Genomic DNA, 13,850 nt, shown 5'->3' with positions numbered 1-13,850 from the left:
GTCCTGGCGCTGATCGTGACGATCGTGCTGCTGATCAGGAACTACCGCGGGCGCTGACCCGCGAGGTCGCCCACACCCAGGCGAGCGGGAGCACCAGCGCCGCCGACACCGCGGACACCAGGCCGAACCCGCCCCACGCGAGCAGCGGACCGCCGACCACCCCGGCCAGGGCCGCGCCCAGGCCCATCAGCAGGTCGGTGCCGCCCTGCGCGGTCGGCCGCAGCTCCGCGCCCACCGACGTCGTCACCAGCGCCGAGCCCGCGATCAGCCCGCACGACCAGCCCAGGCCCAGCAGGACCAGGCCCACGCCCAGCTGCACCGAGTCGGCGGGGGCCGCCGTCCCCGCCACGGCGGCGGCGGCCAGCAGCAGGCCGCTCCCCAGGGCCACGACGGCCGGGGCGCCGGCCTTGTCGGCAAGCACGCCGACCAGCGGGGAGAACAGGTACATGCCGGCCACGTGCACGCTGATGACCAGCCCCACCAGCCGGAGGACGGCGTCCTCGGTGCCGCCGGCGTGGCCCATGTGCACCGGCGTCATCACCATGACGCCGACCATGACCGAGTGCGCCACCACGACCGAGGTGAGCCCCAGGCGACCCGCGGGGGTGGCCCACACCGCGCGCAGCGCGGCCCCGGTGGCCCGCCGGGGCGGGGCGCCGGCGCCACCCCCGCCGAGCCGCCGGGCGAGCAGCAGCGGGTCGGGGCGCAGCAGCACGAGGAAGCCCACGGCGACGACGGCGAACACGACGGCCGAGAGGGCGAACACCCCGCCGAGCGCGGGGAGGCCGAGCGCCTCCCCCAGCCGCGCCCCCGGACGCGCCAGGTTGGGCCCGATCACCGAGCCGATGGTGGTGGCCCAGACGACGAGGGACAGCGCCCGGGCCCGGCGTTCGGGCGCAGCCAGGTCGGCCGCGGCGTACCGGGACTGCAGACCGCAGGCGGTGGCCGCCCCGAACAGGAACAGGCCTCCCAGCAGCAGCGGCAGCGAGGACGCCGCCGCGGCCAGGACGGTGAGCACCGCGCCGACGACGCTGATGGCGTACCCGACGGCCAGCCCGGTGCGCCGGCCGACGGTGGCGCTGATCCGGGCCAGCGGCACCGCGAGGGCGGCCGCGCCGAGGACGCCCGCGGTCTGCCCGAGCCCGGAGGCGCTGTCGGTGCCGGCGACGTCGCGGGCGAGCAGCCCGCCGGCGGTGATGCCGACGGTGACGCCCAGGCCGGCCAGCGCGACGCCACCGCTCAGGACGCCCAGCGTGCGGCGCTGCACGCGGGCGACGTCGATCCCGGCGTCCGACTGCTGCAGCGGTGCCACGAGCGCTCCTGTCTCCCGTGCGGGTGGTCCCCGCGGCCGGCTCGGCCGCCGGCCAGCGAAGTGTCGTACATCCCGGGGACACTGAGCGCGTGCCCGCCCGCCCCACCTCCGACCGTGCCGAGGGGCACGGCGCCCTGAGCCGGTTCTCCGCGCCGACCAGGGACTGGTTCACCGGCGCCTTCGAGCGCCCCACCGCCGCCCAGGACGGCGCCTGGCGGGCGATCAGCAGCGGCGAGCACGCGCTGGTGGTCGCCCCCACGGGCTCGGGCAAGACGCTGGCGGCGTTCCTCTGGTCGCTCGACCGGCTCGCCGCCACCCCGCCCGCCGACGAGCGGACGCGGTGCCGCGTCCTCTACGTGTCGCCGCTCAAGGCCCTCGCCGTCGACGTCGAGCGCAACCTGCGGGCGCCGCTGACCGGCATCGGGCAGGCCGCGGCACGGCTCGGGCTGCCCCGGCCGGAGATCAAGGTGGGCATCCGCTCCGGCGACACCCCGGCCGACGAGCGGCGCACCTTCGTCCGCCGCCCGCCGGACATCCTGATCACCACCCCGGAGTCGCTGTTCCTGCTGCTCACCAGCGCCGCCCGCGAGGCGCTGCGCGGGGTGGAGACGGTGATCGTCGACGAGGTGCACGCGGTCACCGACTCCAAGCGCGGCGCCCACCTGGCCGTCACCCTCGACCGGCTCGACGAGCTGCTCGAGCGGCCGGCGCAGCGGATCGGCCTGTCGGCCACCGTGCGCCCGATCGAGGAGGTCGCCACCTTCCTGGCCGGCGGCCGCCCGGTGCAGGTGGTCTCCCCCGGCTCGACCAAGCAGTGGGACCTCTCGGTCGTCGTGCCGATCGAGGACATGAGCGAGCTGGGCCAGCCGACCGGCGAGCTCGAGGGGTCCGCGGCCGGCAACCAGCCGCGCAACTCCATCTGGCCGGCGGTCGAGGAACGCGTGCTCGACCTCGTCCAGGCGCACCGCAGCACGATCGTCTTCGCCAACTCCCGGCGGCTGGCCGAACGGCTGACCAGCCGGCTCAACGAGCTGGCCTACGAGCGCGCCACCGGCGAGACCGTGCCGCCGGGCACGAACGCGGCGGCGCTCATGGCGCAGGCGGGCTCCGGGGGTGGCGTGCCCGAGGGGGTGCAGCCGGTCGCGGCCGCCCACCACGGGTCGGTGTCCCGCGAGCAGCGGGCGATCGTCGAGGAGGCGCTGAAGTCCGGCCGGCTGCCCGCCGTCGTCGCGACCTCGAGCCTGGAGCTGGGCATCGACATGGGCGCGGTCGACCTCGTCGTCCAGGTGGAGGCGCCGCCGACGGTCGCCAGCGGCCTGCAGCGGGTCGGGCGGGCCGGGCACCAGGTGGGCGCGGTCAGCCGGGGCGTGCTCTTCCCGAAGTACCGCGGCGACCTCGTGCAGTGCGCGCTGGTCGCCGAGCGGATGAAGGCCGGCGCCATCGAGTCGATCCGCTACCTGCGCAACCCGCTCGACGTGCTCGCCCAGCAGATCGTCGCGGTCGTCTCCGAGCGGCCGCGCACCGTCGACGAGGTGGGGGCGCTGGTCCGCCGCTCGGCGGCGTTCTCCTCGCTGCCGGAGTCCGCGCTGCACGCGGTGCTGGACATGCTGGCCGGCCGCTACCCCTCCGACGCGTTCGCCGAGCTGCGCCCGCGGCTGACCTGGGACCGCGTCACCGACACCCTCACCGCCCGGGCCGGTGCCCAGCGGCTGGCGGTCACCAGCGGCGGCACGATCCCCGACCGCGGCCTCTTCGGCGTCTTCCTCGTCGGCGGCGAGGGCAGTGCCGATGGACGAGGTGGCGGTCGCCGGGTCGGCGAGCTCGACGAGGAGATGGTCTACGAGTCGCGGGTCGGCGACGTCTTCCTGCTCGGCTCGTCGTCGTGGCGGATCGAGGACATCACCCACGACCGGGTGCTGGTCACCCCGGCCCCCGGGCAGGCCGGGAAGATGCCGTTCTGGCACGGCGACGCCCCCGGCCGCCCGCTGGAGCTGGGCCGGGCGCTGGGCGCGTTCCTGCGCGAGGTCGGCGCCGCGACGCCGGAGGCCGGGCTGGAGCGGGCCCGCGCGGCCGGTCTCGACGAGTGGGGCGCGGCCAACCTCGCCGCCTACCTGGCGGAGCAGAAGGCGGCCACCGGGCACCTGCCCGACGACCGCACGCTGCTGGTCGAGCGGTTCCGCGACGAGCTGGGCGACTGGCGGCTGGTCGTGCACTCCCCCTTCGGCGCGCAGGTGAACGCGCCCTGGGCGCTGGTCCTCGCCGCCCGGCTGCGCGAGCGCTACGGCGTCGACGTCTCGGCCATGCACTCCGACGACGGCATCGTGCTGCGGCTCCCCGAGACGACCGGCGAGCCGCCCGAGGCCGACCTCGCCGTCCTGGACCCCGACGACGTGGAGCGCGAGGTGACCGCCGAGGTCGGCAGCTCCGCGCTGTTCGCCAGCCGCTTCCGGGAGTGCGCCGCCCGTGCGCTGCTGCTCCCCCGGCGCGACCCCCGCCGCCGCACGCCCCTGTGGCAGCAGCGGCAGCGGGCGGCCCAGCTGCTCTCGGTCGCCAGCGAGTTCTCGTCGTTCCCGATCACCCTCGAAGCCGCCCGCGAGGTGCTGCAGGACGTCTACGACGTGCCGGGGCTGGTCGAGCTGATGACCGACGTCCGTGCCCGGCGGGTGCGCGTCGTCGACGTGCAGACCGAGTCGGCGTCGCCCTTCGCCCAGTCGCTGCTGTTCGGCTACGTGGGGCAGTTCCTCTACGAGGGCGACGCCCCCCTGGCCGAGCGCCGGGCGCAGGCGCTCGCGCTCGACACCGGCCTGCTCGCCGAGCTGCTCGGCCGCTCCGAGCTGCGCGAGCTGCTCGACGCCGAGGCGATGGCCGAGATCGAGGAGGAGCTGCAGCGGCTCCCCCAGCAGCGGCACCCGCGGGACGTCGACGGCGGCGGCGACCTGCTGCGCGTCGTCGGCGACCTCACCGCCGCCGAGGCCGCGCGGCGCGGCGTGCCGCAGGAGTGGCTGGACGAGCTCGTCGCGGCCCGCCGCGCGCTGCTGGTCCGCATCGCCGGCGAGCAGCGGTACGTCGCCATCGAGGACGCCGGCCGGCTGCGCGACGCCCTGGGCACCGCGCTGCCGGTCGGGGTCCCGGAGGCCTTCACCGAGCCGGTCGCCGACCCCCTGGGTGACCTCATCGGCCGCTACGCCCGCACCCACGGCCCCTTCCAGCCCCCCGAGGTGGCCGCCCGGCTCGGGTTGGGCGTCGCCGTGGTGACGGCGACGGTGCAGCGGCTCACCGGCACCGGCCGGCTGGTGTCCGGGGAGTTCCGCCCGGGCGGCTCCGGCCAGGAGTGGTGCGACGCCGACGTCCTGCGCTCGATCCGGCGGCGGAGCCTGGCCCGGCTGCGCCAGGAGGTCGAGCCGGTGCCGATCGGCACGCTGGCCCGGTTCACGCCGTCCTGGCAGTCGGTGGGCAGCCGGCTGCGCGGTGCCGACGGCGTCCTCGCCGTCGTGGAGCAGCTCGCCGGCGCGCTGGTGCCGGCCAGCGCCCTGGAGTCCCTGGTGCTGCCGGGGCGGGTGCGCGACTACTCCCCGGCCATGCTCGACGAGCTCACCAGCGCCGGGGAGGTGCTGTGGGCCGGCGCCGGCGGGCTCCCCGGCAGCGACGGGTGGATCAGCCTGGTCCCCGCCGACCTGGCGCCCCTGCTGCTGCCCGAGCAGCTCGAGACCGCCCCTGAGGGGCAGCCGCTGCTGGACCTGCTCGCCGGCGGCCAGGCGATGTTCTTCCGCGGGCTCTCCGACGCCGTCGGCGCCACCGACGACACCGCGCTGGCCGAGCTGGTGTGGGACCTGGTCTGGGCCGGCGCGCTGACCAACGACACGCTGGCGCCGCTGCGCACCCGGCTGGCCGGGAGCGGCACGCACCGCAAGCCCGCGGCGCCTCCGCGGGTGCGCCTCGACCGGGCCCGCGCCGGCCGGACGCGCCTGGGCCGCCCGGCCATGCCCACCCGCACCGGACCGCCGACCGTCGCCGGCCGGTGGTCCCGGCTGCCGGCTCGGGAGCCGAACGCCACCCGGCGGGGCACCGCACGGGCCGAGGCGCTCCTGGAGCGGCACGGGGTGCTCACCCGCGGGGCGGTGATGGCCGAGCAGGTGACCGGCGGCTTCTCCGCCGTCTACCCGGTGCTGCGGGCGTTCGAGGACAACGGCCGGGCGCGCCGCGGCTACTTCGTGGAGACCCTCGGCGCCGCGCAGTTCGGCACCCCCGGCTCGGTCGACCGGTTGCGCAGCTTCGCCTCCCCCGACCGCGTGCCGGCCGGGGCCGTCGTCCTGGCCGCCACCGACCCGGCGAACGTCTACGGCGCCGCCCTCCCGTGGCCGGAGCGCACCCTCGCCGTCGACGGCGACGCGGTCGATCTCGGCGAGGGCACCAGCGGCTCGCGGAAGGCCGCCGGGCACCGCGCGGGCCGCAAGGCCGGTGCGCTGGTCGTCCTGGTCGACGGCGAGCTGGTGCTCTACGTCGAGCGCGGCGGGAAGACGCTGCTGTCCTGGACCGAGGACGAGCAGGTGCTCAAGGAGGCGGCGACGGCGCTGTCGGGCGCGGTCTCCGCCGGGGCGCTGGGGCGCATGGTGGTGCAGAAGGCCGACGGCGCCTCGGTGCACGAGTCGACCCCGCTGTCCCAGGCCCTCCAGGCCGCCGGGTTCGCCGCGACCCCGCGCGGCCTGCGGCTGCGGGCCTGAGCCCGGGCCACGCCGCTCAGCGGCGGGAGCCCTCCAGCCAGCGGCCGAGCCACCGGCTCAGCCGCGGCATGAGCAGGCGCAGCGCCGTCACGACGTAGATCGCCGACAACAGCAGCCGGAGCGGCCAGGGCCAGCTGTCCACCAGTGGCAGGGCGAGCAGCTGGAAGCTCGTGGTGAACAGCAGCACGACGGCGACGGTCAGCAACCAGCTCCGCCACACCGGCCCCGGCTTAGCCGGCACCGCGAAGAAGCTCTGCAGCCCGACGGCCCGGGAGATCCGCTCGTCCTCGACCAGCTGCTGCACCCGGTCCAGGGCGGCGCGCCGCTCGGCCGAACGTTCCCAGGCGGCCAGCGACTCGTCGTCGCGGAACCGGTAGACCAGGTGGTACTCGTCGCTGGCCGGACCGGGGCGCAGGAGCGTGGAGCCGAGATGGCCGGGGAAGGACGCGGCGAGCTGCTGCACGTCGGCGGCCCAGCGCTCGAAGGCGTCCTGCTGCTCCGGCCGGACCACCCGCGCCACCGTGACCGTCACCGGCTCGGCAGCCGCGGCACCGGGGACGGCGCCACCCACGAGTCGGGTCCGGATCCGTTCGGTCACCTGCACAGCGGGTGCAGCGCGCCGCGGCGCCGCCCCCTTCCCGCCTGTCGGGGGTCTCACACCGGAGGGGCAGACCGCGGCGCGGCCGGGGATCATGGGGACGTGCCCGAAGGAGACACCGTCTGGCTGGCGGCCAAGCGCATGAACCAGGCGCTGGCCGGAGCGACCCTGCGCCGGGGCGAGTTCCGCCTGCCGCAGCTGGCCGCGCTCGACCTCGCCGGCGCCACGGTCCGGGAGGTCGTCCCGCGCGGCAAGCACATGCTGACCCGGCTGGCCGACGACCGCACGCTCCGGACGCACTACCGCATGGACGGCAGCTGGCACATCTACCGGCCGGGCGCGAAGTGGCGCGGCGGGCCCGCCTACGACGTCCGCGTCGTCCTGGCCACCGACGAGTGGGAGTGCGTGGGCTACCGGCTGCACGACGTCGACATCGTCCCCACCAGCGACGAGGGCCGCCTGGTCGGCCACCTCGGCCCCGACGTCCTCGGGCCCGACTGGGATCTGGCGGAGGCGCTGCGCCGGCTCCGCTCGCACCCCGACGAGGAGATCGGCGTCGCCATCCTCGACCAGCGCAACCTGGCCGGCCCCGGCAACCTCTACAAGGTCGAGTCGCTCTTCCTCTGCGGCGTGCACCCCTGGGCACGCGTGGCGGACGTGGACGGGAAGCTCGAGCTCCTCGTCACCCGTGCGCGCACCCTGATGCTCGCCAACCGCGACCACCCCGAGCAGAGCACCACCGGCGACCTGCGCCGCGGCCAGGACCACTGGGTGTACGGGCGCAAGGGCAAGCCCTGCCGGCGGTGCCGGACGCCGATCCTCATGGGCGACCAGGGGCCGCACCTCCAGGAGCGGGTGACCTACTGGTGCCCGCGCTGCCAGGCGGCGCGCTCCCCCGTCGCCGCGACGGCGCGGACCGGCGAACCGGGCCGGCCGCCCCCCGTCGCGACGCCCGGCTGACGGAGGGCCGGCCCCCACCGCGCGGGCGCGCGCCGGGCGGAGGGGGCCGCGGGCCCTGCTACTGCTGGGCCTCGGGGCGGTCTGCCGGCTGCGCCTCGCGCTGCTCGGCGGCCGACACCGACGGCGCACCCTGCTCGATGGCACCGGCGGCGGACGTGCCCTCGACCGCCGGCGCACCGCCGCCCATGGAGGCGCGGATCTGGTCCAGGCGCGAGGCGCCGGCGACGTCGAGGGTCGCCTTCTGCACCTCGAGCATCCGGCCCTCCACCGAGGTCTGCGCCAGCTCGGCCTGGCCGAGCGCGTTGGCGTAGCGGGCCTCGATCTTGTCGCGGACCTCCGTCAGCGACGGCGTGTTGCCCGGCGCGGAGAGCTCGTTGACCTGGCGCAGCGAGTCGGCGACGTGCTCCTGCATCTTGGCCTGCTCGAGCTGGCTCATGAGCTTGGTGCGCTCGGCCAGCGTCGTCTGCAGCCGCATGCGGGACTGCTCCACGGCGCCGCGGGCCTGCTGGGCGGCCTGCAGGGCCTCGTCGTGGCTGCGCTTGAGGTCCTCCATCGACTGCTCGGCGGCGACCAGCTGGGTGGCGAACGCCTGCGCGGCCTGCTCGTACTCGGCGGCCTTGGCGGCGTCGCCCTTGGCCCGCGTCTGGTCGGCGAGGGTCAGGGCCTGCCGGGCGGAGGCCTGCAGCTTCTCCACCTCGCCGAGCTGCCGGTTCAGCCGCATCTCCAGCTGCCGCTGGTTGCCCAGCACGGCGGCCGCCTGGTTGGCCAGCGACTGGTGCCGCGTCTGCTCGGCCTCGATCGCCTGCGCGATCTGGATCTTCGGATCCGCCCGCTGGTCGATCTGGGCGTTGGCCGATGCGGTGAGGTACTTCCACAGCTTCACGAACGGATTGGGCATGGGGTCCTCCTGCTCCGGCGTGAATGCCGGCCCGGCGATGCTCGTCACCCAGCATCGTCCCAGGTGATCTCGCTCCGCAGCCAACGCGGGCACCACGATCGGTGCCGCGGCTAGGGTTTCCGGCGTGCATCCCGCCGGTCCGACCCTCTGCGTCCTCGGTGAGCTGGTCGTCGACCTGCTGCCCGTCCCCGAGGCCGGCGCCGGCCCCGAGGGGACGGCGCCGCACTACGTCGCACGACCGGGCGGCAACGCCCTCAACGTCGCCGTCGCCGCCGGCCGGCTCGGTGCGCCGGTGCGGTTGCTGGCCCGGCTCGGCACCGGACCCCTGGCCGGGCACCTGCGGCGGCACGCCGAGCTCGCCGGTGTCGACACCGCCGGCTTCGTCGACGCCGGGGAGCCGGTCAGCCTGGCCGTCGTCGGTCTCGGCGCCGACGGCTCCCCCGACTACGGCTTCCACGTGCTGGGCGCCGCCGACTGGCAGTGGACCGACGACGAGCTGACCCGGGCACTGCCCGCCGACGTGGGCGCCCTGCACGTCGGCTCCATCTCCAGCTGGACCGAGCCCGGCAGCGCCGCCATCGCCCGGCTGGTCGAGCGGCTGTCCGGGCACGCGCTGATCAGCGTCGACCCGAACATCCGGCCGATGCTGGCCGAGGGCCCGGTGGGCGGCAGCCTCGGCAACGACCGGAGCGCCGTCACCCGGCGGCTGGAGGCACTGGTCGCCCGCGCCGACCTGGTGAAGGTCAGCGCGGAGGACCTCGCCTGGCTGGAGCCGGACACCACCGACCTCGACGAGGCAGCCCGCCGCTGGGCGGAGCGGGGCCCGGCGCTGGTGGTCCTCACCGACGGCGGCGCACCGCTGCGGGTCGCCCGCCCCGGCCGGCCGCTGCTGCGCCGGGAGAGCCCGCGCGTCGACGTCGTCGACACCGTCGGGGCCGGCGACTCGCTGGCCGCCGGCCTGCTCACCGGTCTGCTGGCCTGCGGCACCACCACCCGGGACGCGCTGGCGGACCTGTCCGACGACGAGCTGCTGGCCGTGGTCGACGACGCCGCCCTCGTCGCGGCGCTGAACTGCACCCGGGTGGGCGCCGATCCCCCCACCCGGGACGAGCTCACCGCCGCTCGGGAGCGCCGGTGACCGGGGAGCTCCGCCTGGTCGGATTCGAGGAGCTCTCCGCCGGTGCGCTGCGCGGCCGGCTGCTCGCCCGCCGCGCCGAGTTCTGGGCCGGGTCCCCGCTGTCCGACGACGCCGTGGTGGCCCTGCACGACCCGGTGTTCTTCCACCAGCTCGGCGGCTTCGGCGCCGTCGCGCTGACACCCGACGACGAGGACGCCGGGTACCTGCTGGGCGTGGTGAGCGCCGACCGGCTCGCCGTCGTGCAGGCCGTCGCCGTGCACCCCGGACGGCGACGCACCGGCCTGGCCACCCGGCTGCTGCAGCGCTTCGCGGACCTGGCCGCCGGCGTCGGCGCCCGCGCCGTGCAGGCCGTCGCCCTCGCCGAGGACACGGCCGCCGCCGCCCTCGCCGCGCGCTCGGGAGCCGTCGCGGCATCCTCCCCGGGACACGGTGGGCCCGGCGAGGACCGGACGGTGTTCACCCGCGGCCTGCCCCGGCGCTGAGCGGCCGCCGGGCGGTTCAGCCCGCGGGCTCCAGGAGCTGTGCCACGAGCGCGGCGTGCCGCCGCCGCAGCGTCGTCAGGCCGGGCTGGAGCACCACGCCGAGCAGCCACCGGGCGACCAGCTCGGCGCCGTCCGCGGAGATCCCCAGGGCTGCGGCCAGCCGCCGGGTGAGCTCCGCCCAGCCGGTCGCGCCGGGGCTCAGCAGCGCCACCAGCTGGTCCGGCTCGGTCTCGGCCATCCGGCGCAGCACCGGGTGGGTGGCCAGCTCGTCGGCGAGCGCGGGAAGCGCCTCGGCGACCGGACGGCCCGCGGTCAGGTCGGTGAGGCGCCGCAGCTCGGCGTCCAGCAGGGCGCGGGCCACGTCGTCCTTGGTCCGGGAGTGGTTGTAGAGCGTGGCCTTGGCCACGCCCGAGGCGACCGCGACCGACTGCATGGTGCTGCGCCGCGGGCCGTGCGCGGCGAAGGCGCGGGCGGCGCCGCCGAGCAGCCCCGCCCGCGTCCGGTTCACGACGCCGCGGGGGCGCCCGCCAGGGATCAGGCGGCCAGCGAGACGGCGTCGCGCCGCTGCGCCGCGCGGCCCTGCTGCCCGGCGCCGACGAGCGCCAGCGCGGGCTCGGCGGCGGCGTCGGACAGCGCGGGGACGGCCGCGGCCTCGGCCACGGCGGCCTCGCCGGACGCGGTGAGCGGGCGGACCTCGCCGCCGGCGGCCGCGCCGCGCAGCTCGAGGCTCACCTCGGCGAGCAGGTCCGCCAGCTCCACCTCGAGCGCGTCGCAGATGGAGGCGAGCAGCTCGGAGGAGGCCTCCTTCTGCCCCCGCTCCACCTCGGAGAGGTAGCCCAAGCTGACCCGGGCGGCACCGGAGACGTCGCGCAACGTGCGGTGCTGACGCAGCCGGTGGCCGCGCAGGGTGTTCCCGAGCTGGGTGCGCAGCAGCGTCATGGCCGTCTCCTGTCCTGCGAGCGGGGAAGCGGCGGTGCCATCGAGCACCGTGCGCTCACGGTACGCGGCGCGTGCGCCGCCAGCCCCCCGACGGGGCCGAGTCCGCTCATGGCGTAACGCCCGCTGCGGAGGTGTCGTTCCCGGTGGCGGGCGCCCCCAGCCGGTCCAGCAGCGCGGCGAAGGCGCTCCCGACCGCGGCGCCGCGCACGGCGGCGCGGTTGCCGGGGACGTCGAGCTCGACGACGTCGGTGCGCTCGCCGTCGCTGATGCCGAGGTAGACCCGGCCGGGCCCGTGGCCGTCGACCGGGTCGGGCCCGGCGACCCCGGTGAGGCCGACGCCCCAGGTCGCCCCGCAGCGCTCGCGGATGCCCGCGGCCAGCGCGGCGGCGGTCTGCGGGCTGACCGGCCCGTGCGCGTCGAGCAGCTCGGCCGGCACCCCGGCCAGGACGGCCTTGAGGTCGGTGGCGTAGACGACGGCGCCCCCGCGCAGCGTGGCGCTCGCGCCGGGGACCGAGGCCAGGGTGGCGCAGAACAGGCCGGCGGTGAGCGACTCGGCCGCGGCGACGGTCGCCCCGCGGGCCAGCAGCGCCAGGTGCAGCTCGGCCGCGAGCGCCTCGGGCGTGGGCCGGTCGACCGGGGTGCTCACCGGCGTCAGGCCGCGGTGTCGGTGCGGGTGCCGGAACCGGTGCTCGGCCCGGCCGCCCGCCGGGCGGTGGCGGCGCGCATGGCGCGGGCGCTCGTCTGCCGGAGCGTGACGGCCCGGTAGACGTAGTCCAGGCCGGAGAGCACGGTCAGCAGGACCGCGGCGGCCATGACCCACCAGCGCGCGGTGGCCAGGGCGCCGGTCAGCGGCAGGATGTACAGCGCGATCGCCAGCGCCTGGACGACCGTCTTGACCTTGCCCCCGCGGCTGGCCGCGATGACGCCGTGCCGGATGACCCAGAACCGCAGCAGGGTGACGCCGACCTCGCGGACGAGGATCACGACCGTCACCCACCAGGGCAGGAGGGCGAGCACCGACAGGCAGATCAGCGCCGTCCCGGTGAGCGCCTTGTCGGCGATCGGGTCGGCGAGCTTGCCGAACTCGGTCACCTGCCCGGTCCGGCGGGCGATCAGCCCGTCGTAGCGGTCGGTGATGATCGCCAGGCCGAACACCAGCGTCGCCCAGTAGCGGCCGGCGTCGCTGAGCCCGTCGTCCTGGAGCAGCAGCACCGCGAACACCGGGACGACGGCCAGCCGGAGCACCGTGAGCGCGTTGGGCAGGTTGACCAGCCGCACCGACTGCGGGGGCGTGGCTGCCGGGTCCGGGGCGACGTCGGTCACCTGCGTCACCGCCCGGCCGCGGGAGCCGCGGGGACGAGAGCCGTGGCGACCAGGTCGATGCCCTCGGTGCCCACCACCTCGGCGGCCACCAGCTGCCCGGCGACCGCGCCGTCCGGCACGCCGGTCACGGTGGTGGTGCCGTCGGCGTCCGGGTCCTGGTGGGCGGCGTGGCCGAGCCAGGTGCCGGGCCCCTCCTCGGCGGAGAGGTCCTCGGCGAGCAGCACCTCGACCGACTCGCCGATCCGCTCCTCGGCGCGCTGCGCCGTGAGCTCCTCGACCAGGTCGGTGATCCGCCGGACGCGCGCGTCGATCTCGGCCTGGTCGAGTTTCCCGTCCAGCCGCATGGCCTCGGTGCCCTCCTCGTCGGAGTAGCCGAACACACCGACCGCGTCCAGGCGGCCCTCGGTGAGGAAGCGCTCCAGCTCCGCGACGTCGTCCTCGGTCTCCCCGGGGAAGCCGAGGATGACGTTGGTGCGGAACCCGGCGCCGGGCGCCAGGCTACGGGCCCGCTCGATCGTCCGCAGGAAGTCGTCGGTCCCCCCGAACCGGCGCATGCGGCGCAGCAGGGTCGGCGACGAGTGCTGGAAGGACAGGTCGAAGTACGGGGCGATGACTCCCCCGTGGCCGCCCTTCCCGGCGATGACCTCCAGCAGGCCGGGGCGCAGCTCGGCCGGCTGCAGGTACGCCACCCGCACCCGGACGATGCCCTCGACGGCCGCCAGCTCGGGCAGCAGCTTCTCCAGCGAGCGCAGGTCGCCGAGGTCCTTGCCGTAGGAGGTGGAGTTCTCGCTGACCAGGACCAGCTCGGTGACGCCCTGGGAGGCCAGCCACCGCGCCTCGGACAGCACGTCGGCCGGCGGCCGCGAGACGAAGGCCCCGCGGAAGGCCGGGATCGCGCAGAACGCGCAGCGCCGGTCGCAGCCCGAGGCCAGCTTCAGCGCCGCGGACGGCCCCGAGGCCAGCCGGCGGCGGCGCAGCCAGTCGTGCCCGGGGATGGCCGGGGCGTCGTCCACCCGGCCCCCGGCCCCGGCGAGCACCGCCGAGCGCTGGACCGGGCTGATCGGGAGCAGCGTGCGGCGGTCGCGCGGGGTGTGCGGCACGAGGGGGCGGCCGGCGAGGACGTCGTCGAGACGGTCCCCGATCGCGGAGTAGTCGTCGAAGCCGAGGACGGTGGCCTCCGGCAGCGCACCGGCGAGCTCGGACCCGTAGCGCTCGGCCATGCAGCCGACGGCGACCACGGAGGCGCCGGAGTCGGTCGCCGCGAGGATGGCGTCGACGGAGTCCTTCTTGGCGGTCTCGATGAACCCGCAGGTGTTGACCAGGACCGCGTCGGCGCCCTCGGCGTCCTCGACCAGCTGGTAGCCCTCCGCGGCCAGCCGGCCGGCCAGCTCCTCGGAGTCGACCTCGTTGCGAGCGCATCCGAGCGTCACCACGGCCACGGTCCGGGCAGGGGTGGGCGCGGCTGTCACCCGTCCATCG

The 13,850-nt window shown here is 76.6% G+C and carries 12 protein-coding genes; 4 read left to right on the top strand and 8 right to left on the bottom strand.

Going from position 1 to position 13,850, the window contains the following annotated elements; all coding sequences use genetic code 11:
- Positions 1-34: 34 nt before the first annotated feature.
- A complete protein-coding gene (locus tag O2W17_RS21055) occupies positions 35-1,312 on the bottom strand; it encodes an MFS transporter (RefSeq protein WP_269194437.1) in 1,278 nt (425 codons plus the stop codon).
- 89 nt (positions 1,313-1,401) lie between these two features.
- On the opposite strand from O2W17_RS21055, the gene O2W17_RS21050 reads away from it, so the two are divergent.
- Positions 1,402-6,033, top strand: a complete 4,632-nt coding sequence (locus O2W17_RS21050) for an ATP-dependent helicase (RefSeq protein WP_269194436.1) — start codon at positions 1,402-1,404, stop codon at positions 6,031-6,033.
- Positions 6,034-6,049: 16 nt separating this feature from the next.
- Here O2W17_RS21050 and O2W17_RS21045 read toward each other — a convergent pair whose 3' ends face one another.
- Positions 6,050-6,631 carry an antibiotic biosynthesis monooxygenase gene (locus O2W17_RS21045; protein ID WP_269194435.1) on the bottom strand — a complete coding sequence of 194 codons (582 nt, stop codon included), beginning with the start codon at positions 6,629-6,631 and terminating at the stop codon, positions 6,050-6,052.
- Positions 6,632-6,733: 102 nt separating this feature from the next.
- On the opposite strand from O2W17_RS21045, the gene O2W17_RS21040 reads away from it, so the two are divergent.
- Positions 6,734-7,591, top strand: a complete 858-nt coding sequence (locus O2W17_RS21040; protein WP_269194434.1) for a DNA-formamidopyrimidine glycosylase family protein — start codon at positions 6,734-6,736, stop codon at positions 7,589-7,591.
- Between the two features lie 58 nt (positions 7,592-7,649).
- On the opposite strand, the gene O2W17_RS21035 is transcribed toward O2W17_RS21040, so the two are convergent.
- On the bottom strand, positions 7,650-8,489 hold the full coding sequence (locus O2W17_RS21035; protein ID WP_269194433.1) for a PspA/IM30 family protein: 840 nt from the start codon (positions 8,487-8,489) through the stop codon (positions 7,650-7,652).
- 124 nt (positions 8,490-8,613) lie between these two features.
- Between O2W17_RS21035 and O2W17_RS21030 the strand changes: the two genes are divergently transcribed.
- A complete protein-coding gene (locus O2W17_RS21030) occupies positions 8,614-9,627 on the top strand; it encodes a PfkB family carbohydrate kinase (protein ID WP_269194432.1) in 1,014 nt (337 codons plus the stop codon).
- Entirely contained in the window at positions 9,624-10,109 is a 486-nt protein-coding gene (locus O2W17_RS21025) for a GNAT family N-acetyltransferase (RefSeq protein WP_269194431.1), read from the top strand. The genes O2W17_RS21030 and O2W17_RS21025 overlap by 4 nt, the downstream gene beginning before the upstream one ends.
- A 16-nt stretch (positions 10,110-10,125) precedes the next feature.
- Here the strand turns inward: O2W17_RS21025 and O2W17_RS21020 are convergent, their stop codons facing one another.
- The 5 genes from O2W17_RS21020 to O2W17_RS21000 all read right to left on the bottom strand — a co-directional run bounded on the left by O2W17_RS21020 (position 10,126) and on the right by O2W17_RS21000 (position 13,840).
- Positions 10,126-10,617: a TetR/AcrR family transcriptional regulator gene (locus tag O2W17_RS21020; protein ID WP_269194430.1), complete on the bottom strand. Its 492-nt coding sequence runs from the start codon at positions 10,615-10,617 to the stop codon at positions 10,126-10,128.
- A gap of 26 nt (positions 10,618-10,643) precedes the next feature.
- Positions 10,644-11,048 carry a helix-turn-helix domain-containing protein gene (locus O2W17_RS21015; RefSeq protein ID WP_269194429.1) on the bottom strand — a complete coding sequence of 135 codons (405 nt, stop codon included), beginning with the start codon at positions 11,046-11,048 and terminating at the stop codon, positions 10,644-10,646.
- A 106-nt stretch (positions 11,049-11,154) separates the two neighbouring features.
- The gene (locus O2W17_RS21010; protein ID WP_269194428.1) at positions 11,155-11,694 is read right to left on the bottom strand and encodes a CinA family protein; all 540 of its coding nucleotides are present in this window, start codon (positions 11,692-11,694) and stop codon (positions 11,155-11,157) included.
- 5 nt (positions 11,695-11,699) lie between these two features.
- Positions 11,700-12,371: a CDP-diacylglycerol--glycerol-3-phosphate 3-phosphatidyltransferase gene (gene pgsA / locus O2W17_RS21005; protein WP_269194427.1), complete on the bottom strand. Its 672-nt coding sequence runs from the start codon at positions 12,369-12,371 to the stop codon at positions 11,700-11,702.
- Between the two features lie 5 nt (positions 12,372-12,376).
- Positions 12,377-13,840 (bottom strand): MiaB/RimO family radical SAM methylthiotransferase, encoded by a 1,464-nt coding sequence (locus O2W17_RS21000; RefSeq protein WP_269194426.1) that lies wholly within the window; start codon positions 13,838-13,840, stop codon positions 12,377-12,379.
- Positions 13,841-13,850: the final 10 nt, after the last annotated feature.

The organism is Blastococcus sp. VKM Ac-2987 (assembly GCF_026967805.1).
Lineage (GTDB): Bacteria > Actinomycetota > Actinomycetes > Mycobacteriales > Geodermatophilaceae > Blastococcus.
Note: the sequence above shows the minus strand (reverse complement) of the source record. Positions and strands in the feature narration are given on the sequence as shown.